Origin of the sequence: Mycolicibacterium aichiense, assembly GCF_010726245.1 — a bacterium.
Taxonomy (GTDB): Bacteria; Actinomycetota; Actinomycetes; order Mycobacteriales; family Mycobacteriaceae; genus Mycobacterium; species Mycobacterium aichiense.
In genome coordinates this window covers 3,549,761-3,573,868 of record NZ_AP022561.1, presented here as the reverse complement: position 1 = coordinate 3,573,868, position 24,108 = coordinate 3,549,761, and the positions used below count along the sequence as shown (strand labels likewise).

The window sequence follows — 24,108 nt, the reverse complement described above, 5'->3', positions numbered from 1 at the left end:
CGGCGCTGGTCAGATCTGAGTGGTACTGAAGGGGGTCGCCATGGAGAAGGCGAGCCGGCCTGTCGCCACCACGATGATTGCGCTCGGCGGCGCGCTACTCATGGCGCTGATGCCGCTGAATTCGGTCGCAATCGCTTGGGCGGCAACCGCACTGATCATGGGCGGCACCGGCCACCCGCTCAGCGTCCCTCAGGACTCGGCCCAGTACATCGCGAACTATGTGGACAAGGCGCACGGCGTGTACGTGGTGCCGTCGGGACTGTGCACCGGGGGTAGCGTTGGGTGCGTCGACGTTGCGGTTTACACCCCCGAGGAATTTCCCATCGCCACCGGCCTGCACGCCATGCCATTCGACTCATCGGTCGCAATCGGTCTCGCCAATCTCGATGCATGCTTGCGCGGAAAGTCCTGCACCGTAACGGAACCGCCGTTCACTACGACGGGCCCTCGCACCGTGGCCGACACGTCCTACGTGGTGTACGGGTACTCGCAGAGTGCGACGGTCGCCGCCAAAGAGAAGTACGATCTGATCGCCCATCCGCCGCCCGGCGAAACAGTCGGCTTCGTCGTCACATCCAATCCGAACCGGCCCAACGGCGGAATCCTCGAACGATTCGTCGGCGCCCACCTGCCGGTGTTCGGCGTGACGTTCGACGGTGCGATGACCACCAATTCCCCGCAGCCCACGCCACTGACAACGGTTGACGTTGCGCGGCAATATGATCCGGTATCGGATTTTCCGACCAACCCGTTCAACGTGGTGGCCGATCTCAACGTCGCACTCGGCTTCCTGTACTTCCATCCTGAAACGGCGTATTTCTCCGCCACCACAGTTGAACTCCAAGGCCAGCAGCAGGACACGACCTACTATCTGATTCCCGCGCAGACCCTCCCACTTCTGATGCCACTGGAGCAGATTCCGATCATCGGCCCGCCGATCGCGGCCACACTCGACCCACCGTTGCGGGTTCTGGTGGAAGCGGGCTATGACCGCACGATCAATCCGGGCCGGCCGACCCCGGCCCAGTATCTCTACAGCCCGAATCTGATCAAGACGGCCATCAACTTCGTGGCGGCGATACCGACCGGATGGGACAACGGAATCGCCATGGTCACCGGCGACTCGGCGAACAGGCCGTTCCACACGGCGCCTCAAGGCACTTACGGGGTCGGTGGCCCACCGGTGTACGCCGGCGCGATCGATCCCTACGGCCCACCGACGCCGTACACGCCGGCGCCGGTGCGACACACGGCACCGGCAGCGACGAGCCACGCGGTCAGCGCTCGCGTTCGTCCGTCCGCACGCACTGCTCGCTCGAGTGCACGACCCGTGCGGGCTGTGACCGCTACACCCCGGCCGGCACCCGTTCGCGCGCTGCCGAACTCCGCATCTCGGCACGCAAGGTCGTGAAGTCCGAGATCGTCTTGGAGACCACGGTCGCCACCGGGCGCGCGTTGCGGCTGGAGGCCTCGGTCTTGGACACCATGATCACGCTGTCGATGTAGGGCTGGATCGTGGTGGCGTTCTGCACTGTGGCCACGATGACGAGCTGGAAACCGAACTTGCGGAACGCCTGCAGCGCCTGCTGAGCGAACTGCGGGTCCGACTTCGAGAACGCTTCGTCGAGCATCAGCTGCGCGAAAACCGGTTTGTTGTCGGAACTCTCGGGGCTGGCCAGGTTGAAGCTCAAAGCCCCGGCAAGACAGAACGCCATCAGCTTCTCCTGCTCGCCACCGGAGTTGTCGCCCGCGTTGCTGTGTGTGCGGATGAGCTCTTCGGTGCGGACATCCCACTCGGCGCAGTCGAAGGTGAACCTGTTGCGAACGTCGAGTGCGTCACGGGTCCACGCCTTGTCCTCCGGCGCCGTCGACGCCAGCCGGTTGCGCAGCCGCAGGATGTCGGCATATTGATCGAGGATCGCCTGCTTGTCGCCCAGACCCACCTCGGCAATGCGCCGCGAGATCGCCCGAACGATCTCGGTCAGCTCCGCCACCGCGGTCAGGCTGCGCGGCGTGGCCCGCAGCGTCAGCCGGGTGCCGCTGTTGAACTCGACCGCACCCAGACCGGTGTTGACCCGGTCGATCTGCTCGCTGATGCGCCGTGCCTCCTGCTCGGCCACCCGGTGCAGGGTCAGGATCGCATCAGGCGCCTGCTCGGTGACCAGGCGCATCATCCGCTCGTAGGCCTCGGGCAGTTCGCGCTCGTCGATATGCCGGCACAGCGCCACGTAGTCGTGCACCCGCTCGTCGAAGACGTCGCTGTCGTTGGGAATCGCATCGGGGAACGCGGTGTCGAAGGTGTTCAGGATGCGAGCCAGCTCGTCGTATGAGCGCCTGCGGCTTTCGCGTAGTTGCTCGCGCTCGCGCCGGATCGTGTTGAACACCGCCTCGCGGTGCGGCTCGGGATTGAGCACCTCCAACGCCACCGGCACGAGGGCGGCATAGCGGTTCAGCAGCTCGGTCAGCGGTTCGGAGACGAACGCGGGAGCCAGCCGGTCCTGCAGTTCCAGCAGCTGGGTGCGCCGGGCGTCCAGGTCGTCGCGGCGGGTCTGGATGGCCCCTCGCCGCGTCATCAGCGTCTGGATCTCCTCCCAGCACTCGTCGGCGCGCGCGGTCAGCGCCTCGATGTCCGGGTTGTCGGCCAGCAGGAGCTCGAATTGCTCGCGCAGCCGGTCGGCGTGCCCGTCCGCGGTGTCGCTGTCCACCTGATTCCACTGCGGGAACTGTTCGCAAATCGCCTTGCACGCCGCGGCCCGATCGCGCCACTGCTGACGCTGCGCGGCGATCTCGTCGGCCTTCCTGCGGGCCTGCTGATACAGCTCTTCGGCGTTGGCGAGGTCAACGGTCAACGCGTCGATCTTCGCCCGGACATCGCCCTGGTAGATGTAGTCGGCCTGTTTGAGCGGCCGGCGGTCATCCTTGATGGCGAGCCGCTCGGAGTCCTTGTACAGGCCCGTGTCGGTGACCGCGCGACGGAACCGGGAGAACACATCCGGGGTGTCCACGCAGATGTGGTCGCCCGCGGCGGCGATGACGTCGGCGGCCTCGGCCGCGCACGGATGTGTCGGGTCGACGACAAACAGCTTGCCGGCCAACGTGTTCGGCTCAGCGTCGACCGGCTCCGCGCCGACCAGCGAGGCGCGGACGTGGTGCAGCTGCAGTCGTCCGCCCATATTGGTCTCGTTGACGAATCGCAACACCGCCGAATACCGGTCATCGGGCACCAGCAGACGCAGACCCACACCCCGCAGCACCTTCTCCACGGCCACCCGCCACCGGCTCTGGTCGGGCCGCAGGTCCATCAACTCGGCGATGTAGGGCAGCTCGCCGGGTTCGACACCGACTGCCGCACAGATGTGTTCGCGCATGGTGATCGCGAACTCGGGTAGCGCCGACCCCACGTGCTCGACGCGCTTGAGCTCCTTGGCTGCGTCATCGCGGGCGATGCGGGCGGCCTTCTGCGCGTACTCGGCGTCGGTGGATGCCTCCCGACCCCGGTCCAGTTTGGCCAGCAGTTCGGTGACCTCGGTGGCGAGTTCCTCACGCAGATTCCAGAACTCGTCGGCGGTGTCCGGGACGTCGATGTCCTGAGCCGCGAGCATCGCCTCGTAGGCAGCGCGGCGCCGTGACACCTGTTCGGCCTGCGCCTCGGCGCCGGCCACCTGGGACTGCAACGGACCCAGGCTGGCACTGGATCCGCTGATCTGCGCGTTGAGCGAATCACCTTCGGCCTTGGCCAGATTCAGCTGCCGGGTGACGTCCTCGTACTCGTTGCCGAGCTGGTCGATCGTGGCGTCCAGCGACTGGATCTGCGGCCCACACTGCGTGAGCCGGACATGGTCGGTGTACGCACGGACCATCGGCTGATCCACCAGATCGATGATGCCCAGGTCCGAGGACTCCGAGGCGTAACGCTGCTGGATCTTCTCGATGTCGCCGAGGATCTTCCGCTTCTTCTGGGCAACGGCAAGCAGTTCGCGGGCCTCCACCAGCGGATCGATCTGCTTGAGCGCCTCGGGCAGCCGGGTCAGGCTACTCGGCTCGTCGAGCATGAATTCGCGGACGAACTGCTCAAGCCCGCCAACACTTTTCAGTGACTTGGCTTTGCCGAGCAGCTGCTGAGCGGCATCGGACGCCCGGATGCCGATGGTGGCGTACAACTGGGCGAGGTACTGCGACTCCACCTTGGTGGAGAACCGCCACTCGTCGTCCTTGAACACCCCGGAGTCGAAACGTCCTGCCGCCCAGCGGTTACAGACGTCCTCGATGTCGCGATCGCCGTCGGCCAGCACGAACCGGCTCGACGAGTCCGAGCGGGACTCGCCGGTCAGCCACTTCAGGACCAGACCGGTGACCGTGCGCCCGGTGTTGCTGCGGTAGCTGACGGCAATGGCCGACCACGCCGTGCCATCCCCGCGCAAGTACATCACCTTGCTGGCGCCGCCGTCGCTGCGCTGACCCCACGCCCCGCGCACGTACTTGTCGACCGTGCGGCGGCCCGCGCTGGATCCCGCCGCGGTGTTATCGCCGGAGGCGTTGAAATTACGCCGGTTGAACGGCAGGAAGCCCAGCGAAATCGCGTCCAGCAGTGAGGACTTCCCACTGCCCGACGCCCCGGCGATCAGTGCGCCGCCTTCGCTGAACGGGATGTCGTGGTAGCCGTCGAACACACCCCAGTTGATGACCTGCAGCCGCGACAAGTGGAACTGTTCAGCCATCGAGCGCGGTCTCCTGTTCATCGCGGTCCGGTGATGCGCCACCGGACAACAGCATCTCGAACTGCTGCTGTAATTCGGCGATCACCGATGCGGTCATCACGGCGTTGATCACCGGGCTGACGGTGTAGCTGTCTTCGTCGTCGCGGGTCTTGCGCAGGATTTCCAGTCCCGTGAGTCGCGCGATGGCCGCGTCGATGCGGGCGGTGAAGGTCACGGCGTCGCGGTCGACGTCGTTGAGGACACCGGAGAACAGCCCGTGCACCTCCTCGCGGCTGATCAACACGGCTTGGCCGCCGGCGGCGCGGGACATCTGCGCGAGGTGCAGTGCCAGGATCGAGTCGTAGGTGCCCAGCGGCTCGCGGCGCAAAAGCTTGGCGCCCCTGGCGGATTCGTAACGAGCCTGTTCGACGAACGCGACGTCACTACCATCTACCACACGCAGCATCAGGTCGAGCTCGGAGAGCCGAACCGACAGTTGCGCACGGTATTCCAGCACCCAGCTGTACAGATCGGCGTCGGCCTCGGCGCTGATGTAGCGCCGGGTCAGCAGCTGCTGCAGCGCCCAGCAGGCCCGGTCGGGCAGCTCGCTCACATCGCCGTCGAAACGGGGGCGCCGCTGATGCGGGGTACGCGCGGTCTGGTCGACCTGCGGCAGCGAGCTGAAAGCCGTGATGTCCAGCTCGGTGGTGGTGTCGGTCATGCGCTGGCTCCCAACAAGCTGGAGATCGGTTCGGTGAAGATCAGGTGCGGAACCTCCATCTCGCGGTCCCGTCCGTCGAGCGACTGGAACCGGACGGTGACGGGCTCGGCCGCCTTCGAAGGGTGCGGCTGCTTGAGGGCCCACGACCACAGGACGATGACATGGCCGAGGTATGCGGCGTCGAGCATCTCCACAGCGTCGGGAAGCGACACCGGGCCGGTGTCCAGGGCGTTGTTGATCATCTCCGACATCGCCGGCGCGTCGACCTGCGTGGTCAGCGCGGCGAAGCTGGTCAAGTCCAGCTCGCCTTCAGAAGCCTGCGCCGGCCTGGGCGATGACAGGTCACCGATCCGGAAGCTCAAGGCGCCAACCGAACTGATGGCGTGCCGGGCCAGAGGGAGTTCGATGTCGAGTCGGGAGTCGGTGAGCGAGCTCTTGAGCAGGGTGCGGGCGGCGCCGATCGCGTCGCTGAGTTGACGGGCCACACCGCGGCTCTGCTCCAGTGTCCCGAACGCGGTGAACCGCTTGACCCGCTGCGCGCAGCGCTGCTGGATGCGTTCCACCTCGTCGATCTGTTGGCCGACGAGCTCGAAGAATCCGGCCATCACCCTGCGCAGCGCCGGGTCGAGGGCGGGCAGAGCGTGGGCGACGGCAGCGACGTCGGCCTCGAACTCCGCGCGCTGGTCCGGGTCATTGATCATCCGCAGGAAGGCGCGGTGCGAATCGCGGCCCTGAGAGTCCCAGGCGGCCTGGTAGTCGGCGTACATCTGGCGCTGCCGGTCGCGGTAGGCCAGGTTGCTGTCGATCGGTTCGTCGAGAGCCGCGGTGGCCCGCTCGATCATCGAGCCGTACTGGCCGATGTCGGTGATCAGCCGCTCCATCTGCAACGCGATAGCGTGCGCTTCGTCGTACATGTCGGTCATGTCGACGTCGGCGGAGCGGTCCAGCTCCTCGCCGCGCTCCAGTGCGTCGAGTTCGGCCTGCAGAGCCTCGATTTCGGCCTGGATGCCGGCGCGGATCCGGATCGGGTCGTTGCCGACGCGCAGGGCGATCTGCTTCAGGCGTGCGGCGATGCCGTTGATCGAGCCGCCGGTGGCGATGGTGTCCTGGCGGCGCAGCCCGCGCAGGAAATCCAGCGCCCGGCGCGCGTCCTGGGTGAGGTAGCAGAGGTTGCGCTCGATGCCGCTGCGCTGATCGGCCACCCGGTGTAGCCAGCCTTGGCTGGCCCAGCTCTTGATCAGGCCGAGGCCGGACTGTTCACCGCCGGGCCGGCCCAACTCGTCGAAATCGCGCTCGAGCCGCACGACCAGTTCGGTCTCGCTGATCTCGCCCTCGCTGAGGTGGCGCTCCATCAGGGTCGCGTATCCACCCAGGTTGATCGCGGCCAGTAGCCGGATCGTGGGGGAGCTCTGGATCTCGCGGTTGATCTTGAGGAGGTCGGCGGCCGACAGGCCGGTGTCGTCCCCCACGCTGGTCTCCCTCGATGTAGTTGGTCGGACGCTCCAAGATAGGCCACTGCGGGGGTAACTCATCACCGCGCGCGGGGGTGTCGGGACGGTGTTCCAAAAGCCGTGTCACAGGCGTCTCAGGAGTTAAAAACCATCTCTTTGGCCACAGCAGCGTATCCGCCCTGCCGAGTACGCCTGCCCGCGCGTAGGGCGTGCACTGAGGTGAGATTTCGTTTGCTGTGGTACGCGAATCAGCCGGGCACGGGGCGCGTCAAAAACGCCGTAATCGCCACTCGCACTGGTCATTCGAGTTTCAAACCTCTCATTGCGGTCGATATTATTACCCGATTTGCTGCGTAATATCCATGTGAGAGTTGACACATTTTCGGGTGAAGCCTAGGGTTGGCACTAATCAAGTTTTGAGGATCGAATTAGATCAGCTGCTGCTCGGAAATTTGCACAGCTCGAAAAGGATCTCCAATGACGGCCCACAAGCCATCGAGTAAGTTCGGGCATTTCACGTCGACGCCCGCACCACGACAGTGGTGGTCGCAGCTCTAGTTCTGCTGCCTCTCTCGACGTCCGGTTGTGAGTGCGCCAACCGAATCTGCACCGTGACATCGGTGATCAGTTCAATCACGCCCTGCGCGGTATGAACCTCGGGCGCGTGATCGGAAACTATTTCCGCAGTAATTTGGGCCACCGTGGGGTTGGCCTATTCAGGCTTTGCGTTTGAATGCGGTTTCAACGCGCGAAGAATATCCAATAGTGGTGTTTCTTCCCGGGGGGAGTTCGCCCGCAGAGAATTAGGAACTGGGAATTCCTGATCCACAGCCCGTCAATTTATCTGGTCTGAAAAATGGCCCAAAAATCAGTAACTCGAATCAGGAGCAAGACCAATGAGAAAATACATCTATCCTTGTGCAACGGGAATTGCGATCGCCGGTACGGGCGTCGCTCTGGCCTTCGGAGCCGGTGCCGCGCAGGCCGCGCCTGCGCTCGCCCCACCTCTGTCACCGACTGTGAGTGCTGAGTCGGCGACGGGCCTCCAGTGCATGATGGTGGGATCCGGATGTTCGGCAACCAGTGCTCTGCAGGTCAACGCCTCCGCACTCACACTGAACGCACCCACCCCGAATATGCTTGCCGCCGCGATGTTCAGCCCCGGTGGGGTGAATCAACCGCTGTACGGCCTCATCGGAATTGCCGGCCAGATCCCGATTGTGAACATCTTCATCGCTAACGGCACGAATGGCGCCGCGGGCACCGGCGTAAACGGCGGTCGTGCCGGATTGTTGATCGGCTATGGCGGTATCGGCGGTTCCGGCTCGACCGGGTTAGCCGGCGGTAATGGCGGAGCCGGCGGGCTGTTCTTCGGCAACGGCGGCGGCGGCGGCGCCGGCGGAACCAGTGCCGCAGGCGGCAACGGCGGAAACGCCGGGTCCTTGGCCCTGTTCGGACACGGCGGCAGCGGCGGCACAGGCGGCAACGGCTCCGCGGGCACGGCCGGCACGGCAGGTGGCGGCACCGCCGCGAACGGCGTGACCGGTACGACAGGTACGACGATCGGCTCGACGGGCTCGGACGGCGTGAATCCGACCCCGAGTGGCCCCGCAGGCCAACCAGGTGTGGCCGGCGCAACCAACCCGGTCCTCGGTGGTAACGGCACGGCCGGCACCGACGGCAACGGCGGTGGCGAAGGTGGCGCTGGCGGCGCTGCGGACGGAGCTGCACCTGTGACACAAGGTGGCCTAGGTGCCAGTGGTGGCAACGGCACCGCAGGTGCCAACGGTGGCGCCGGTGGCGCCGGCGGTGAGTCGACCAACACCGCTGCTGGCGGAGTGGCGCTGGGCGGTAATGGTGCCAATGGCGGCAACGGCGGAACCGGTAACACCAACGGTGGTGCCGGCGGAGCCGGTGGCGCCGCGACCAGCACCACGGGGGTCGGAACTGGTGGCACGGGTGGCAACGGCGGCAACGGGGGAACCGGTGCGGCAGGTCAGGCCGGCGGAACCGGAAGTGCCGGCGGAGCCGGCACCAACGGCGCCAACGGCACCAACGCCGGAACCAACGGCACTGCGGGTGGACCCGCAGGCGCCGGCGGTAACGGTGGCACAGGTGGCCTCTTCGGTTCGGGCGGTGCGGCCGGCAACGGTGGCACCGGCGGGACCGGCGGCGTGGGCGGCGCAGGTCAAGCCGGCGGTAACGGTGGCACAGGCGGAACGGGTGCTGCAGGCGGGACCGGTGGAGCCGGTGACGCTGGTGGTAACGGTGGCGTCGGCGGTGCCGGCGGTGCCGGGACAGGCGCCGGCGGAACCGGTGTCGGTGGTGTCGGTGGGACCGGCGGCTCGGGCGCTACAGGCGGTCCGGGCGGTGCGGGTGGTACCGGTGGCGCTGGCGGAACCGGCGGAACCGGTGGAACCGGTGCTGCTGGCGGAACCGGCGGAACCGGTGGAACCGGTGCTACAGCCGGAACCCCGGGACGCGGCGGTATCTTCGGCCGCCCGGGCCGTACCGGCACAACGGGCAGCACTGGCGCGACCGGCACCACCGGAGCGACCGGGGCGACCGGAGCCAATGGTGCGACCGGGAACACCGGCGCAACCGGCGCTTCCGGCGCCAATGGGGCCAACGGCACCAACGGTGCCAACGGCGCCAAGGGTGCATCGTCATAACCGGCACGGCATGGCCCCGATAAGAGGCCATTACTGATCGGACACTCGGGGTGTCGGCTATCGCCGGCGCCCCGAGTGCGTCGTCAGGCAGCGAAGGAGGTGGACACACATGGTGTTTCGACATGGTGTGGCGCCGATCAACGGCAGGCATCCGCAGAGCGCGGGGACGCTCTCCACGCAGGACGTCGGCCGGTTGTTACTGCACTGTGCTGATCGCCCTGGACTGGTGGCCGCGGTGAGCGCCTTCCTTGCGCAAGCCGGGGCCAACATCGTCTCGCTGGACCAGCATGCGACGCAGCAGTCCGGCGGAATGTTCATGCAGCGCACAATCTTTCATCTACCCGGATTGTCCACTGCGCGCGACACTGTGGAACGGGACTTCGCCGACCGGGTGGCCTCGAAGTTCGGCATGGAATTCACATTGACCGAAGCTGCCCGACCCAAGCGGGTGGCGATCATGACGTCGACGGCGGACCACTGTCTGCTGGACCTGCTGTGGCGCAACCGCCGTGGCGAGCTGGACATGTCGATTGCCATGGTGATCTCCAACCATCCGAACCTGGCCGATCAGGTCCGCGCTTTCGGTGTTCCGTTCGTACATGTGCCGGCAACCAAAGAGATCCGCGCGCAGGCCGAAGCGCGCCAACTCGAGATGTTGCGCGACAACATCGATCTCGTGGTGCTGGCTCGCTACATGCAAATCGTCTCGCCTTCGTTCCTGGCCCAGGTCGGCTGCCCGCTGATCAACATCCATCACTCGTTCCTGCCCGCATTCGTCGGCGCCGCGCCCTACCGCCGGGCGAAGGAACGCGGTGTGAAACTCGTGGGGGCCACAGCGCATTACGTGACCGAGTCGCTCGACGAGGGACCCATCATCGAACAGGACGTCGTGCGAGTGGACCACCGTCACGATGTCGGCGATCTGACCCGGCTCGGCGCGGACGTCGAGCGCGCCGTGCTCTCCCGTGCGGTGTTGTGGCACTGCCAGGACCGCATCATCCGAAACGGCAATCAGACGATCGTTTTCTGAAAGCGCCGCTGCGATTTCTATCTGAGCAACTCGCCGTGCGGTCTGCTGGACAGCGGCCGCGGCCGCACCACACGAGGCCACCAAAACCACCGCCCGAGCAGTGCGGCGATCGCCGGCGTCATGAATGCCCGGATCACCAGGGTGTCGAACATCAGGCCGAGTCCGATCGTCGTGCCGACCTGTGCGATGACTTTCATGCTGCTGACCGACATCGCCATCATCGTGAAGGCGAACACCAGACCGGCCGCGGTCACTACCGATCCGCTGCCGCCCATCGCCCGGATGATGCCGGTGTTGATGCCGGCGGGTATCTCTTCTTTCATCCGGGCGACCAGCAGCAGGTTGTAGTCGGCGCCGACGGCCAACAGGATGATGACCGCCATTGCGATCACGATGAACTGCAGCGGCATCCCGAGGATGTGCTGCCAGAGCAGGATCGACAAGCCGTAGGACGCTCCGAGGGACAGCACCACGGTGCCGACGATCACGGCCGCCGCGACCAGAGCCCGGGTGATCAGCAGCATGATGATGAAGATCAGCGACAGCGCCGCCAGTCCGGCGATCCTCAGGTCGTAGGAGTTGCCTTCCTCCATGTCCTTGAACGCCGATGCGGTACCGCCGAGGTAGACCTTCGAGCCTTCCAGCGGTGTGCCCTTGATGGCCTCGAAGACGGCGTTCTTGATGGCGTCGATGCGGTCGATGCCCTCGGCCGACATCGGGTCCTGCTCGTGGGAGATGATGAACCGCGCCGCGTGGCCGTTAGGGGAGATGAAGTTCTTCATGCCGCGCTTGATCTCGTCGTTGTCGAAGATCTCCGGCGGTGCGTAGAACGTGTCGTCGTTCAGGGAGTCGTTGAACGCTGCGGCCATGGCCGACGAGCCGTCGTTCATCGCGGCGATCTGATCCTGCATGCCGGACTGGGTGGATTGCAGCGTCAGCATCATGATCCGCATCCGCTTCATCGACTCGATCGATGATCGCATCAGCGGAATCATCTGGGGCATAATCGAATCGAGATCGCGTAAATCAGGGACCAACCGCGCGATGTCGTCGGCCATGGTGTCGACGCCGTCGAGGGCGTCAAACGTCGACCGAACCGCCCAGCACATCGGAATGTCGAAGCAGTGCGGCTCCCAATACAGGTAGCTGCGGATCGGGCGGAAGAAGTCGTCGAAGTCGGCGATGTGGTCACGCAGTGCCGCGATGTCCAACGCTGTCTGCTCGGTCTTGCCGACCATGTCGTGCGTCGTAGCGCTGAGCTGCTCCATCAAACCGATCATCTGGGTCATTGTGTTGATGGTGTCCTGCATGTCCTGACCCTGTACCAGCATATCGGCCATGCGGTCTTGCATGTACGACCGGTTCATCGTCTGCAGCGAGCCGCTGATACTCATCTGAGCTGGAATGGTGCTGTATTTCAACGGTTTTCCGTCGGGGCGAGTAATCGACTGCACGCGGCCGATACCCGGAACGCGCGCGACCGCCTTGGTGATCCGCTCGAGCACCAAGAAGTCTGCCGGGTTGCGCAGGTCCTGGCCGGTCTCGATGAGCAACAGTTCCGGATTCATCCGTGCGACCGGGAAGTGCCGCTCGGCCGCCGCGAAACCCTCGTTGGCTGGCAGGTCGGCAGGCAGGTACTTCCGGTCGTCGTAGTTGGGCCGATAGCCGGGCAACGCGATCAGCCCGATCAACGCGATGAAGACGGTCAGAAACAGCACCCACCCCGGCCAGCGCACTACCACCGCGCCGAGCCTGCGCCAGAACCGAATTCGCATCGCCCGCTTGGACTCCAGCAGCCCGAAGCGACTGGCCACCGTCACGATCGACGGCCCGAGCGTCAGCGCGGAGAGCACCGCAACCACCATGCCGACGGCAAGCGGTATGCCCAGCGTGTGGAAGTAGGGTAGCCGGGTGAACGTCAGGCAGAACGTCGCGCCGGCGATCGTCATACCGGAGGCCAGCACCACGTGCGCGGTACCACGAAACATCGTGTAATAGGCCGACTCCCGGTCCTGCCCGGCCACGCGCGCTTCCTGGTAGCGGCCGATGAGGAAGATGGCGTAGTCCGTCGTCGCGGCGAGCGCCAGCGGTACCAGGATCTGCGTGACGAACGTCGTCAAACCAATCACGTTGTGATACGCCAGGAATGCCACCGCGCCCTGGGTCACCGACAGCCCCATGACGAGCATCACCAGGACGATTCCGACTGTGGTGATCGACCGGTAGAAGAACAGCAGCATGCAGATGATGACGGCGACGGTGGCGATCTTCACCACCTGGATGCTGCGGCCGCCTTCTTTCTGCTGGTCGGTCTGCATCGCCGAACCACCGGTCACGAACGTCTTGACCCCCGGCGGGGGAGGCAGGTCTTTCACGATTCTCTGGACCGCCGCGACCGACGCGTTGCCCAGCGACTCACCCATGTTCCCGGCGAGCGCCACTTGCACGTACACGGCTTTTCCGTCGGAGCTGAGCGCGCCGGCCTCGGTCAGCGGGTCGCCCCAGAAGTCTTGAATGTGCTGCACGTGCGTGGTGTCCGCGCGCAACGTGGTGATCAACTCGTCGTAGTACTGGCGGGCCGCCGCGTCGAGGGGCCGCTGCCCCTCAAGGACGATCATCACCGCGTTGTCGGAATCGGACTCCTCGAAGACCTCGCCGCTGCGCATCAAGGCGATCACCGACGGGGATTCCTTCGGCGACAATGACACCGCCCGCATCTCCCCAACGACGTCCAGCGGCGGCACGAAGACGGTCAGCGCTCCGATGACGGCAAGCCAGCCGAGGATGATCGGTATCGCCAGGCGCCGGATCCAGCGGGCCACCCCGAGTTTCGGCTCGACGGAGGCCTCACCCCGCCGGTGCGGTACCTCGGTCTGAGTCCCCACGGCGTCCAGTCATAGCAGAACCGGAGACAGCTAGCGCAGCAATTGACCGTGCGGACGCTTCGACAGCGGTTTGGGCCGAACGATTTGCGGCCACCAGAACCACGGCCCCATCAGCGCTGCGATCGCCGGCGTCATGAATGCGCGCACCACCAGGGTGTCGAACAGCAGGCCGAGCCCGATCGTCGTGCCCACCTGGGCCACCACGACCATGGCGCTCACCGACATCGAGATCATGGTGAAGGCAAACACCAGGCCCGCCGCGGTCACCACCGATCCGCTGCCGCCCATCGCCCGGATGATGCCGGTGTTGATGCCGGCCGGTATCTCTTCTTTCATCCGGGCGACCAGAAGCAGGTTGTAGTCGGCGCCGACCGCCAACAAGATGATCACGGCCATCGCCATGACCATGAACTGCAGCTCGATGCCCAGGATGTGCTGCCATAACAGCACCGACAACCCGAATGACGCCCCGAGCGACAGCACGACGGTGCCCACGATCACCGCCGCGGCCACGATGGCCCGGGTGATCAGGAGCATGATGATGAAGATCAGCGACAGTGCCGCGACACCGGCGATCAACAGGTCGTACTTGTTGCCCTCCTGCATGTCCTTGAAGGCCGATGCGGTGCCACCGAGGTAGACCTTCGAGCCTTCCAGCGGTGTGCCCTTGATGGCTTCGAAGACGGCGTTCTTGATGGCGTCTATGCGGTTGATGCCGTCAGCCGACAGCGGGTCGTCCTCGTGGGAGATGATGAACCGGACGGCGTGGCCGTTGGGGGAGATGAAATTCTTGATGCCGCGCTTGAATTCGTCGTTGTCGAATATCTCCGGCGGCAGGTAGAACGTGTCGTCGTTCAGTGAATCATTGAAAGCGGCGCCCATCGCTGCCTGGTTCTCGCTCAAAGCTGCCTGCTGATCCTGCTGCCCGGCCTGGGTGGCCTGCTGGGTCAGCATCATGATGCGCATGGTCTTCATCGACTCGATCGACGAGTTCATCAGCGGAATCATTTGCGGCATAACGGCATCGAGCGCATGCATGTCCGGCAACAGTTGCTGGATGTCGTCGGTCATCTTGTCCACGCCGTCGAGAGTGTCGAAGACCGACCGGGTCGACCAGCACAGCGGAATGTCGTAGCAGTGCGGCTCCCAGTACAGGTAGCTGCGGATCGGGCGGAAGAAGTCGTCGAAGTCGGAGATGTGGTCACGCAACTCCGCGATATCCTGCGCCGTCTTGTCGGTCTTGCCCACCATGTCGTGAGTGACGCCGCTCAATTCCTGCATCAGCGCGATCATCTGCGTCATCGTGTTGATGGTGTCTTGCATCTGCTCGCCCTGAACCAGCATGTCGGCCATCCGCTCCTGCATGTATGACCGGTTCATCGTCTGGTTGGTGCCGCCCATGCTCATCTGCGACGGAATCGTGCTGTATTTCAACGGTTTACCGGCGGGGCGTGTGATCGATTGAACCCGGCCGATCCCCGGCACCTTGGCGATCGCCTTGCTGATCTTCTCGATCACCAGGAAGTCAGCCGAGTTGCGCACATCCTGGTCGGTTTCCAGCAGCAGCATCTCGGGATTCATCCGGGCGATGGGAAAGTGTCGCTCGGCGGCGGCGAAGCCCTCGTTGGCCGGCAGGTCCGCGGGTAGATACTTCCTGTCGTTGTAGTTCGGCTGGTAGCCCGGCAACGTGATCAACCCGATCAAGGCGATCATCACCGTCGAGAAGAGGATGGCCGCGGGCCAGCGCACGACGGCCGCCCCGAGGCGACGCCAGAACCGAATCCGCATCGCCCGTTTGGGTTCGAGCAGCCCGAACCGGCTGGCCACCGTGACGATCGCCGCGCCGAGGGTCAACGCCGACACCACGGCGACCACCATGCCGACAGCCAGCGGAACACCGAGCGACTTGAAGTACGGCAGTCTGGTGAAGGACAGGCAGAACGTCGCGCCGGCGATCGTCATGCCCGAGCCGAGCACCACGTGCGCTGTGCCGTGGTACATCGTGTAGTAGGCGTCTTCGCGGCTCTCGCCGACTGATCTGGCCTCTTGATATCGCCCGATCAGGAAGATCGCATAGTCCGTTGTCGCCGCTATCGCCAATGTCACCAATAGCTGTGTCGCGAACGGCGATAGGCCGATGAGGTTGTGGTAGCCCAAGAAGGCGACGGCACCGCGGGTCACCGTCAGGCCCAAGATCAGCATCACCAGGACCAGTCCGACGGTGATGAACGATCGATAGAAGAACAACAGCATGATGACGATCACGCCGATGGTGGTCAGCTCGATGATCCGGATGCTCTTGTCACCGGCATGCTGCTGGTCGGCCTGCAGCGCGGGGCCGCCGGTCACGAAGACCTTGACGCCCGGCGGCGGTGACAAGCCCTTGACGATCTTCTGGACCGCCTCCACCGAATCATTGCCCAGCGTCTCGCCCATATTTCCGGCGAGCGCCACCTGGACGTAAACGGCTTTCGAGTCGGCGCTCAACGCCCCGGCTTCGGTGAGCGGATCACCCCAGAAGTCCTGGATGTGCTGCACGTGCGTGGTGTCGGCCCGCAGCGCGGCGATCATCTCGTTGTAGAAGCGGTGCGCGTCATCGCCGAGGGGCTGATCGCCTTCCAGCACGATCATCGCCGAACTGTCGGAGTCGGATTCCTCGAAGACCTTGCCCGAGCGCATCATCGCGATGACCGACGGCGCCTCCTTCGGCGACATCGACACCGCTCGCAGCTTGCCGACCGCTTCCAGCTGCGGAACCGAGACGTTCAGAACCACGATCAGCCCGAGCCAACCCAGGATGATCGGCACCGCCAAGCGGCGGATCCACTTGGCCAGCGCCGCGCGCTGCGGCGGCTCGTCGTGGATCACGCGTTCTTCGATAGGGGTGCTCACCAGGCCCCCTTCGGCTCAACGCCCCAGCTGGGCACCTCGGTGCTAATCCTCCCGTGCGGCAAAAATACTTAGATAGTCATACCAGACTGCGGGCTTCCTGTGTGAGGTCGGTAACGGCGTTCCAGCCGCTGCCGGGACCGCCGCGGGGCCGATTCAGATCGCTGAATGCAATGGCGGCGGCGTCCCGTGCAGGACCGCGCGGCCGAGGTGCTGGTACTTCCACCGCACCGGGTCGTGCAGCGTGTGGGTACGGGCATTGCGCCAAAAATGATCCAGATTGAGCTCTGCCGCCGCGCTACGGGTTCCGCCGACCTCGAACAGCGCGCCGGACACCTCGTTGGCGGCGTTGTCGGCCAGGATTTTGGCGCCCGCGACGGCCAGCGAGGCCTCGGCCGGGGGCGCGTCGTCGACCTTGGCGCCCGCGACCGCGAGCGCGGCCTCGGCGGCCTGAACAGCAACCGCCAGTTCGCCGAACCGCTGGATCAGCAGGGGATCGTCGGCGGCGTGCGCCACCCCGGCCTCGAACCACGGCCTGCTCTTGTCCCGAACGAAGGACGCGGCCGCCGCCAACGCGCCCCTGGCGATGCCGGTGTCGATCGCGGCGTGCAACAGCTGCGCGAACGCCCCGTACCCGGTCGGGACGCTGACCGCGGGAGCACGTGGGACAAGCGCGGACTGCTCGACGACAACGCCGTCGAAGATGACCGTGCCGCTGGCGGTGGTCCGCTGGCCCAACGCCTGCCAATCGTCGACGATTCGCACTCCGGGGGTGTCGGCGGGCAGGAAGGCGACGTAGTGACCGTCGGCCAAGCCGCTGTCACCGTCCGGGTCGTCAAGACGGGTCAGCACCGCCAGCGTGTCAGCGAACAGCGAGCCGGTGCAGTAGTACTTGGCGCCGTCGATTCGGAACCGGCCGCCGTCGGGCCGGACGGTGGTCGCGATATCGGCGACCGTCGCGCTGCTGCGTTCGGATTGTGCGTTGGCGATTCGTGCGCCGCGCAGGATCAGGGCCGCGTGGTGCCGTAGTTGATCGTCCGACCCGGCCAGTCGCAGCAGATTGATGTACACGAAATGACTGTGCGGGATCTGGGCGATGTTCGGATCCCCGGTCGCCAGGATGCGGACCACCTCGGCGACCGCACTGGCCGGCAGTCCCGCCCCGCCATAGGCGGCGGGCACCGTGATGGCCAGCAGGCCGCTGGCAGAGAGCCGGTCGATCTCGGCGAACGGCAACTCGCGGTCGCGGTCCCGGCCCGCAGCGCCGCTGGCGAAGTCGGCGGCGAGTTCGGCGGCCACCGTGATCGCAGATGTCTCCGAGAGGACCGGACAGGCAGAGATCGCGGTCATGCCGGCTCGACCGCCGCTGCCTTGACCGCTCGACTGACCTCCTGGCGCAGCCGAACGTATTCGGAGCTGCGGCGCAGTTCCTCGGCGTCGATCCCGCTGCGGGGCAGGTCCACCGACAGGTCCAGGGCGACGCGGCCCGGACGGTGGGTGAGCACCACGATGCGCGATCCCAGGAACGCGGCCTCGTCGGCACTGTGCGTCACGAATACGGTGGTGCGGCCGGACTCCGCGCTGACCTGGCGGACGTCCTCCTGCAGCCGCTCCCGGGTCAGTGCGTCGAGCGCTGCGAACGGCTCGTCGAGCAGCAGCAGGGAGGTTTCCGACCGTTCGGAGGCCAGCGCCCGCGCGATCGCGACACGCTGCTGCTGACCGCCGCTGATCTCCCAGATCTTGCGGTGCGCAATGTCTTTCAGGCCGACCCTGCTGAGCAATTCGTCGCGCCGCTCGGGCCGCCGCTCGCGTGGGGTGCCTGCGTACTTCAATGCCAGTTCCACATTGCCGCCGACGGTGCGCCACGGAAACAGCCGCGGCTGCTGGAACACCACGCCGGCTGTCTGGCCCGGGACCGGGCGCCGGCCCGCCACCGTCAGCTCACCGCCGCTGGGTGATTCGAAGCCGGCGATCAGCCGCAGCAGGGTGCTCTTCCCGCACCCCGATGCGCCGACCAAAACCAGAAACGAGCCGGGCTCGACGTCGAGATCCAGCGGCCCCAGCGCCGTCGTGGTGCCGTACCGGTGCTCGACGCCGCGAACGCGGATGCCGCCGTCGGTGTGCGACGCCGATACCGGGGCAGGCACCGTCGCCCTACTGGGCGATGACATTTGGTAGCCCCTGCGTGTAGATGGCGTTCTGGAATGTCGTCAGGGGAGCGGCCGTCGGGATCTGCTTCTGCTCGGCAAGGAACTGCGACGCGCTCTGCAGGTTCGTTGCGATGTTGCCGGGATTGCCCTGGCTGCCCAGCCACTGCGGGGATGCCACCTCTTGCGGCGTCAGGTACACACCCTGCTTGAGCTGACCTTCGACATCAGCCGGCGACAAACCGATCTCGGCGGCAATGGCTTTCGCGGCGGCGGCCGGATCGCTGTGGATGACGGTCAGCGCCCTGGCCTCCTGCTTGCGCCAGATGTCGACGACTTCAGGATGGTCCTTGGCGAACTGGTTCGACACCACACCGAGGTCCAGGGTCGGCTTGCCGTCGGTGGCCAGCTGGCGACTGGTGATCAGATCCTTGCCGGTTTTGCGGAGCTGATCCAACGTCGGCAACCAGGTGTATGCGGCTTCGATATCACCACGTTCCCATGCCGCCAGAATCGCCTGTGGCTGCAGATCGATCAACTGAACATCGCTGGGCGACAGGCCATTTTGGGCCAGCGCGGCCAGCAGACTGTAGTGCGCGGTCGAGGCGAACGGAGTGGCCACCCGCTTGCCCTTGAGGTCGGCGATCGCGTTGATGCCGCTTCCGTTGCGGGCCACCAGAGCCTCGTTGTCACCGGCGACGTCCAGAACGAACGCCACGCTGTACGGGATGTTCAGTGGCGCAGACAGTCCGCGGGCGACGGGGCTGGACCCCAGCGCGCCAAAGTCCAGTTCCTTGGCGATGAACGCCGTGTTGACGTCGGCGCCGGAGTCGAACTTCACCCACTTGATGTTGTAGTCCGGCAGCGCGTCCTCCAGCCACCGGTTGTTCTTCACGATCAGATCACCGCTGGGGAAGGTCTGGTAGCCGAGGCGCAGCGTGGGCTTGCCCGCCTGCGAATTCGAGTGATCAACCGAGCAGCCTGCCATGCTGATCATGGTGATGGCGGCGGCAGCCAGGGTGATGAACTTTTTGTAGGTCATACCTTTCCTCTCCAGGGGACGGCGCGACGCTCGACAGTGCGCAGCAGACCGTCGATCACGAGCCCCGAGATGCCGATCGCGAAGATGCCGACCAGCACGACGGGGGTGTTGTTGTAGTTACTGGCGTCCTTGACCAGGCCGCCGATACCGGGGATGCCGTTGAACAGTTCGGCGGCGACCACCGACGAGTACGCCATGCCGACGGCCAGCCGGATTCCGGTGAAGGTCTCCGGCAGCGCCGACGGGATCACGATGTCGCGCACGACATCCCGGCGTGAGGCCCCAAGCGCGCGGGCTGCTTCCACCAAGCTGACCGGAACCGCGACGACGGCCGCGGTGGTGGCGACGGCCGCGGGGGGCAAGGCCGCCAGTGCCAGCAGCGTGACCTTGGGCGCCTCGTCGATGCCGAGCCAGATGACGAGCAAAAAGAAGTAGGCCAGCGGGGGCAGCGCGCGTAGGAAGGTCAGCCACGGCTCGAGCACGCTGCGCACCCAGGGGATGGAGCCCATGAGCAGACCGAGGGTGACCCCCGCCGCCACACCGATCACGACCCCGGCGGCCACCCGGCGCAGCGTCATGTACAGGTGCTCCCAGAGCAGGTAGCCGGCGTACCCGCGGGTGCCGTCGTGGATGGTCGAGACGTCGATGAAGGCATGCCACACCGTGCTCGGGTACGGGACGAATGTCTGGTTCCAGATCTCACTGGCCGCGGCCAGCTGCCAGACGATGAAGAACACCAGCAGCGACAACGACGGCAGGCCGAGCCGGGTCACCCAGGACGGCCACCGGTTCCCCGCCCGGGAATCGGTGGCCCCGTCCGGTGCGACGTCGACGAAGACAGACATTCGAACACCTTTGCGCGGGCGTCAACATTCTGTGAATGTCTGCGCTCAGCGCGAGTCAAAGTCTCGATGGTTGCGCTCACGCCGACGTTAAATCTGTTGCTCCGCCGGTAGTCCGGGGGAGGGTGTGGGCCACCCGTCGAACCTCAGGAGGCCCCACCGTGACGCAGGACGCCGAGTCCGAGCTGCTGCGCGGCCTGCACGACGGCTCGCTGACCGAGATCGAGGTCGCCTGGAGCGATCCGTTCGGTCACGCGGCCGGAAAGCGGATCCCCGCACAGCAGTTCATCGACCGTGCCAAGCACGGGTTCGCGTTCTGTGAGGCCGCCCTCGGCTGGAACACCGACGGCACGGTGATCGACGGGCTGCGGCTGACCAACTGGGACGACGGCTATCCCGACGTCCATGCGATCCCCGATTTCTCGACCTACAGGCCGCTGCCGTGGCGCACCGGGGTCGGGCACGTGATCTCCGACATCGTCCGCCCGGACGGCACACCCTCGCTGCTCGATCCGCGCGGGGCCCTCCGCCGGGTGATCGCGCGACTGGGGTCACTGGGCTTCACCGCGAAGGTGGGCGTCGAGTTCGAGTTCTATCTGCTGAATACCGACGGCTCACCGATTCAGGACGACATTCACGCCTACTCTCTGGAGAACGCCAACGGGCTGGATCCGCTGCTCTCCGACCTGCACAACACGCTCGGCGCATTCACCCGCTTGGAAGGCATCCAGACCGAATACGGCCCGGGTCAAGTGGAGGCCAACCTGGTCTACACCGACGCCCTGGCCGCGGCCGACGACGGCGCCCGGCTGAAGTACGCCACCAAGGAGGTGGCCCGCAAGCACGGCAAGGTGGCCAGCTTCATGCCCAAGCCGTTCTCGGAGCACTCGGGAAGCTCTGCGCACCTGCACATCTCGCTGTGGCGCGACGACGAACCGGCCTTCGCCTCGGTGGACGGCGAAGAGGGCGAACTTGCCCTGCTCGCGATCGCCGGCCTACTCGAGCACCTGCCGTCGATCGCCTTGTTCGGGGCGCACTCGGTCAACTCGTACCGCCGCTACACGCCTGACTCGTTCGCTCCCGACACGGTGAACTGGAGCCGGGACAACCGCAGCGCGGCCATCCGTTCACTCGTCGAGGATCCCCCGAGCGCCAGCCGCATCGAATTGCGTTCGGGCGCTTCAGATGCCAACCCGTACTGGCTGATCGCCTCGGCGCTGGCGGCGGTGGTGGCCGGCCTGGAAGCCGGCCGCCCGCCGGCGGCAGCCGGGACAGGCAACCTGTACGGCAAGGGGTCTCCACTGCCGGACTCACTCGGTACGTCGCTGGCGTTGGCGGCACAGGACGACACGATCCTGGAGATCCTGGGCCGGGACTCGGTGCTCGACTTCATCTCCATCGCCCGCAGCGAATGGCAGGCCTACACGGCCCACGTCAGTGACTGGGAGCGTCAACGCTACCTGACCACCTCATGAGCGGGCCGCGCTTCGGGGTGTGGGCGCCGGTCTACGGCAACCACGGTGCACGCACCCACCCCGACGATCTTCCGGACGCCAGTTACCGGCGCACCCGCGACCTGCTGGTGCATGCCGAAAGTCGGGGATTCGACGCGACGTTGGTGGCCCAGCATGTGATTCATCCCAGTGACACCGAGAACGATGTGCTGGAAACCTGGTCCACGCTGGCCGGTCTGGCTGAAGCCACCGACCGGATCGAGCTGATCGGGGCGATCAAGCCGCTGTTGTTCAACCCGTTGGTGTTCGCCAAGCTCGCCGCCAACATCGCCGACATCGCGGGCGGCCGGTTGTCGATCAACGTGGTCACCGGCTGGTTCCTGCCCGAACTCGAGGCATTGGGCGTCGATCCGCTGGCTCATGACGACCGGTACGCCTACACCCGGCAGTGGCTGGACACCGTCCTGGAGCTGTGGAGCGGTCAGCATGTGGGGATCGGGGGACAGCAGGGCGGACAGCAGGCCTTGGTGCGGCCGGTGCCCAAAGACGTTCCGCCGGTGTACATCGGCGGCGAGTCGGAGCCGGGCCGGGCGCTGGGCGCCTCCCACGGTGATGTGTACTTCATCAACGGCAGGCCGATCGCCGACACCGTCGCGCTCATCGAGGATCTGCGCGCCCGTCCTCGTGATCGCGGACCGCTGCGATTCGGGTTGTCCGCCTTTGTGATTGCCCGGCCCACCGAGGCCGAGGCGCACGCCGAGGCGGCGCACCTGCAAGCACTGATCGACGCCGAGTCGCGGCCGGAGATCTCCAGCGGCACCGATCCCAACACGGCGATGTACCAGGTGCTCGCCGGCAGCAAGCGCGTCGGTTCCAACGGCGGGACGCTGGCCGGTCTGGTCGGCAGCTACGAGCAGGTCATCGAGCGCATCGATGCCTTCCACGCAGCCGGGATCGAGCTGTTCATGTTGCAGTTCCAGCCGATCGACACCGAACTCGACCGGTTCGCCGACAAGATCATCAGCCATTACCGAGGAGAAGGATGAGCGAGAATCCCCGCCCGGTGGCGCCGCGCCCGAGATTCACCACCGAACCGCACGGCGGGACAACGGCGGAGCGGCTAGGGCGGCTCGCCGACGTGGTCGACGACCTCCGCCACACCGATGCTGCCGCCGAACGCGACCGGGTTCTGCAATACGACGCTGTCGATGCGATCCGCCGAACCGGTGCCTTGGCGCTGCGGGTGCCTGCCCGCCACGGGGGACCCGGCGGCTCGGTACGCGATGTGCTGACCGCCGTCATCCGGATCGCCCGAGGCAGCTCCAATGTGGCACAGGCACTTCGGCCGCATTTCGGGTTTGCCGAGCGGTTGCTGAGTAACCGTGCCACCGAGGCTGACCGCGACGAGTGGTTTCCGCGCGTCAATGCCGGCGTGATCGTCGGCAATGCGATCACCGACGCCAAAGGCAAGACCCCGTCGGGCGCGGACACCACACTGCTCGCCGACGGTGCCGGAGTGCTACGGCTCAACGGCTACAAGTTCTATTCCACCGGAACGCTTTTCGCCGATCTGATCGCGGTCTCAGCCAATGATGCCGAGGGTCGCGACGTGCAGGCGATCGTGCCCGCCGGGCGCGACGGCGTGGAGCTGTACGACGACTGGGAGGGCTTCGGGCAGCGCACCACCGCCAGCGGTGGAACCCGATTCACCAACGTGGAGGTCCGCCCACACGAGGTGATCACGGTGTCCGACGGCAGGCACCTGGGTCAGAGCACGGCGTTCCTGCAGTTGTATCTGGCGGCGGTGGCCGCGGGCATCGCGGCGGCGGCCCGCGACGACGCCGTCTGGTACGTGCAGAACAAGGCGCGTCCGGCGTCGCATTCGCTGGCCGACACCGCCACCGGCGATCCGTTCACACTGCACGCGGTCGGTGAGATCGCCGCGAACGCGTCCGCCGCCGAGGCGCTGGTCCTCCATGCCGCCGACGCCCTCGACACAGTGGTGGACTCCGGTCGTATCGACGACGCGGACGAACTGGCCCGGGTGGCGATCGTGGTCGCCGAGGCGCAGCTGGTCGCCGAGCGGCTGACCCTGGCGGCTGCGGAGCGGATCTTCGACACCGGTGGGGCCTCGGCCACCGCTCGCGCGTTGAACCTGGATCGGCACTGGCGCAACGTCCGAACCGTCTCCACGCACAACCCGCTGGCGTACAAGGCGCACGCGGCGGGCAACTACGCGGTCAATGGGGCGTGGCCGCCCGCCAACGGTTACTTCTGA

General features: G+C 66.0%; 15 protein-coding genes. 6 read left to right on the top strand and 9 right to left on the bottom strand.

The window, feature by feature from the left end; genetic code table 11:
• The first annotated feature begins 40 nt into the window (after positions 1-40).
• Positions 41-1,411 carry a PE-PPE domain-containing protein gene (locus tag G6N32_RS17320; protein ID WP_115320643.1) on the top strand — a complete coding sequence of 457 codons (1,371 nt, stop codon included), beginning with the start codon at positions 41-43 and terminating at the stop codon, positions 1,409-1,411.
• Here the strand turns inward: G6N32_RS17320 and G6N32_RS17315 are convergent.
• Genes G6N32_RS17315 through G6N32_RS17305 form a run of 3 tightly spaced genes read right to left on the bottom strand, consistent with a single transcriptional unit; the run spans position 1,347 to position 6,887 of the window.
• Positions 1,347-4,718 carry an ATP-binding protein gene (locus G6N32_RS17315; protein ID WP_115320642.1) on the bottom strand — a complete coding sequence of 1,124 codons (3,372 nt, stop codon included), beginning with the start codon at positions 4,716-4,718 and terminating at the stop codon, positions 1,347-1,349. The two genes, G6N32_RS17320 and G6N32_RS17315, sit on opposite strands and share 65 nt — an antisense overlap.
• The gene (locus tag G6N32_RS17310) at positions 4,711-5,418 is read right to left on the bottom strand and encodes a DUF4194 domain-containing protein (RefSeq protein WP_115320641.1); all 708 of its coding nucleotides are present in this window, start codon (positions 5,416-5,418) and stop codon (positions 4,711-4,713) included. Before G6N32_RS17310 ends, G6N32_RS17315 begins: the two co-directional genes overlap by 8 nt.
• Entirely contained in the window at positions 5,415-6,887 is a 1,473-nt protein-coding gene (locus G6N32_RS17305; protein ID WP_115320640.1) for a DUF3375 domain-containing protein, read from the bottom strand. The genes G6N32_RS17310 and G6N32_RS17305 overlap by 4 nt, the downstream gene beginning before the upstream one ends.
• Positions 6,888-7,921: 1,034 nt before the next feature.
• Here G6N32_RS17305 and G6N32_RS17300 point away from each other — a divergent pair.
• Positions 7,922-9,541 (top strand): PGRS repeat-containing protein, encoded by a 1,620-nt coding sequence (locus G6N32_RS17300; protein ID WP_163789312.1) that lies wholly within the window; start codon positions 7,922-7,924, stop codon positions 9,539-9,541.
• 109 nt (positions 9,542-9,650) lie between these two features.
• Positions 9,651-10,571, top strand: coding sequence for a formyltetrahydrofolate deformylase (gene purU / locus G6N32_RS17295; RefSeq protein ID WP_115320638.1), 921 nt, complete (start codon positions 9,651-9,653; stop codon positions 10,569-10,571).
• Between the two features lie 17 nt (positions 10,572-10,588).
• Here the strand turns inward: purU and G6N32_RS17290 are convergent, their stop codons facing one another.
• The 6 genes from G6N32_RS17290 to G6N32_RS17265 form a co-directional block, all read right to left on the bottom strand.
• Positions 10,589-13,456, bottom strand: coding sequence for an MMPL/RND family transporter (locus G6N32_RS17290; protein ID WP_115320637.1), 2,868 nt, complete (start codon positions 13,454-13,456; stop codon positions 10,589-10,591).
• Between the two features lie 30 nt (positions 13,457-13,486).
• On the bottom strand, positions 13,487-16,348 hold the full coding sequence (locus G6N32_RS17285) for an MMPL/RND family transporter (protein WP_115320636.1): 2,862 nt from the start codon (positions 16,346-16,348) through the stop codon (positions 13,487-13,489).
• A 153-nt stretch (positions 16,349-16,501) separates the two neighbouring features.
• Entirely contained in the window at positions 16,502-17,695 is a 1,194-nt protein-coding gene (locus G6N32_RS17280; RefSeq protein ID WP_115320635.1) for an SfnB family sulfur acquisition oxidoreductase, read from the bottom strand.
• Positions 17,692-18,516, bottom strand: coding sequence for an ABC transporter ATP-binding protein (locus G6N32_RS17275; RefSeq protein ID WP_115320634.1), 825 nt, complete (start codon positions 18,514-18,516; stop codon positions 17,692-17,694). Before G6N32_RS17275 ends, G6N32_RS17280 begins: the two co-directional genes overlap by 4 nt.
• Positions 18,500-19,534: a taurine ABC transporter substrate-binding protein gene (locus G6N32_RS17270; protein WP_115320633.1), complete on the bottom strand. Its 1,035-nt coding sequence runs from the start codon at positions 19,532-19,534 to the stop codon at positions 18,500-18,502. Before G6N32_RS17270 ends, G6N32_RS17275 begins: the two co-directional genes overlap by 17 nt.
• Positions 19,531-20,379 carry an ABC transporter permease gene (locus G6N32_RS17265; RefSeq protein ID WP_115320632.1) on the bottom strand — a complete coding sequence of 283 codons (849 nt, stop codon included), beginning with the start codon at positions 20,377-20,379 and terminating at the stop codon, positions 19,531-19,533. Before G6N32_RS17265 ends, G6N32_RS17270 begins: the two co-directional genes overlap by 4 nt.
• Positions 20,380-20,537: 158 nt before the next feature.
• On the opposite strand from G6N32_RS17265, the gene G6N32_RS17260 reads away from it, so the two are divergent.
• From G6N32_RS17260 to G6N32_RS17250, 3 genes are read left to right on the top strand one after another with little or no spacing between them, the layout of a single operon-like run.
• Positions 20,538-21,851: a glutamine synthetase family protein gene (locus tag G6N32_RS17260; RefSeq protein ID WP_232077152.1), complete on the top strand. Its 1,314-nt coding sequence runs from the start codon at positions 20,538-20,540 to the stop codon at positions 21,849-21,851.
• Positions 21,848-22,876, top strand: coding sequence for an LLM class flavin-dependent oxidoreductase (locus G6N32_RS17255; protein WP_115320630.1), 1,029 nt, complete (start codon positions 21,848-21,850; stop codon positions 22,874-22,876). The genes G6N32_RS17260 and G6N32_RS17255 overlap by 4 nt, the downstream gene beginning before the upstream one ends.
• Positions 22,873-24,108 (top strand): acyl-CoA dehydrogenase family protein, encoded by a 1,236-nt coding sequence (locus G6N32_RS17250; RefSeq protein WP_115320629.1) that lies wholly within the window; start codon positions 22,873-22,875, stop codon positions 24,106-24,108. The genes G6N32_RS17255 and G6N32_RS17250 overlap by 4 nt, the downstream gene beginning before the upstream one ends.

Coding starts and splice junctions, on each gene's coding strand:
- G6N32_RS17320 (WP_115320643.1), top strand. CDS start 41: ATGGAGAAGGCGAGCCGGCCTGTCGCCACCACGATGATTGCGCTCGGC.
- G6N32_RS17315 (WP_115320642.1), bottom strand. CDS start 4,718: ATGGCTGAACAGTTCCACTTGTCGCGGCTGCAGGTCATCAACTGGGGT.
- G6N32_RS17310 (WP_115320641.1), bottom strand. CDS start 5,418: ATGACCGACACCACCACCGAGCTGGACATCACGGCTTTCAGCTCGCTG.
- G6N32_RS17300 (WP_163789312.1), top strand. CDS start 7,922: ATGATGGTGGGATCCGGATGTTCGGCAACCAGTGCTCTGCAGGTCAAC.
- purU (WP_115320638.1), top strand. CDS start 9,651: ATGGTGTTTCGACATGGTGTGGCGCCGATCAACGGCAGGCATCCGCAG.
- G6N32_RS17280 (WP_115320635.1), bottom strand. CDS start 17,695: ATGACCGCGATCTCTGCCTGTCCGGTCCTCTCGGAGACATCTGCGATC.
- G6N32_RS17275 (WP_115320634.1), bottom strand. CDS start 18,516: ATGTCATCGCCCAGTAGGGCGACGGTGCCTGCCCCGGTATCGGCGTCG.
- G6N32_RS17270 (WP_115320633.1), bottom strand. CDS start 19,534: ATGACCTACAAAAAGTTCATCACCCTGGCTGCCGCCGCCATCACCATG.
- G6N32_RS17265 (WP_115320632.1), bottom strand. CDS start 20,379: ATGTCTGTCTTCGTCGACGTCGCACCGGACGGGGCCACCGATTCCCGG.
- G6N32_RS17255 (WP_115320630.1), top strand. CDS start 21,848: ATGAGCGGGCCGCGCTTCGGGGTGTGGGCGCCGGTCTACGGCAACCAC.
- G6N32_RS17250 (WP_115320629.1), top strand. CDS start 22,873: ATGAGCGAGAATCCCCGCCCGGTGGCGCCGCGCCCGAGATTCACCACC.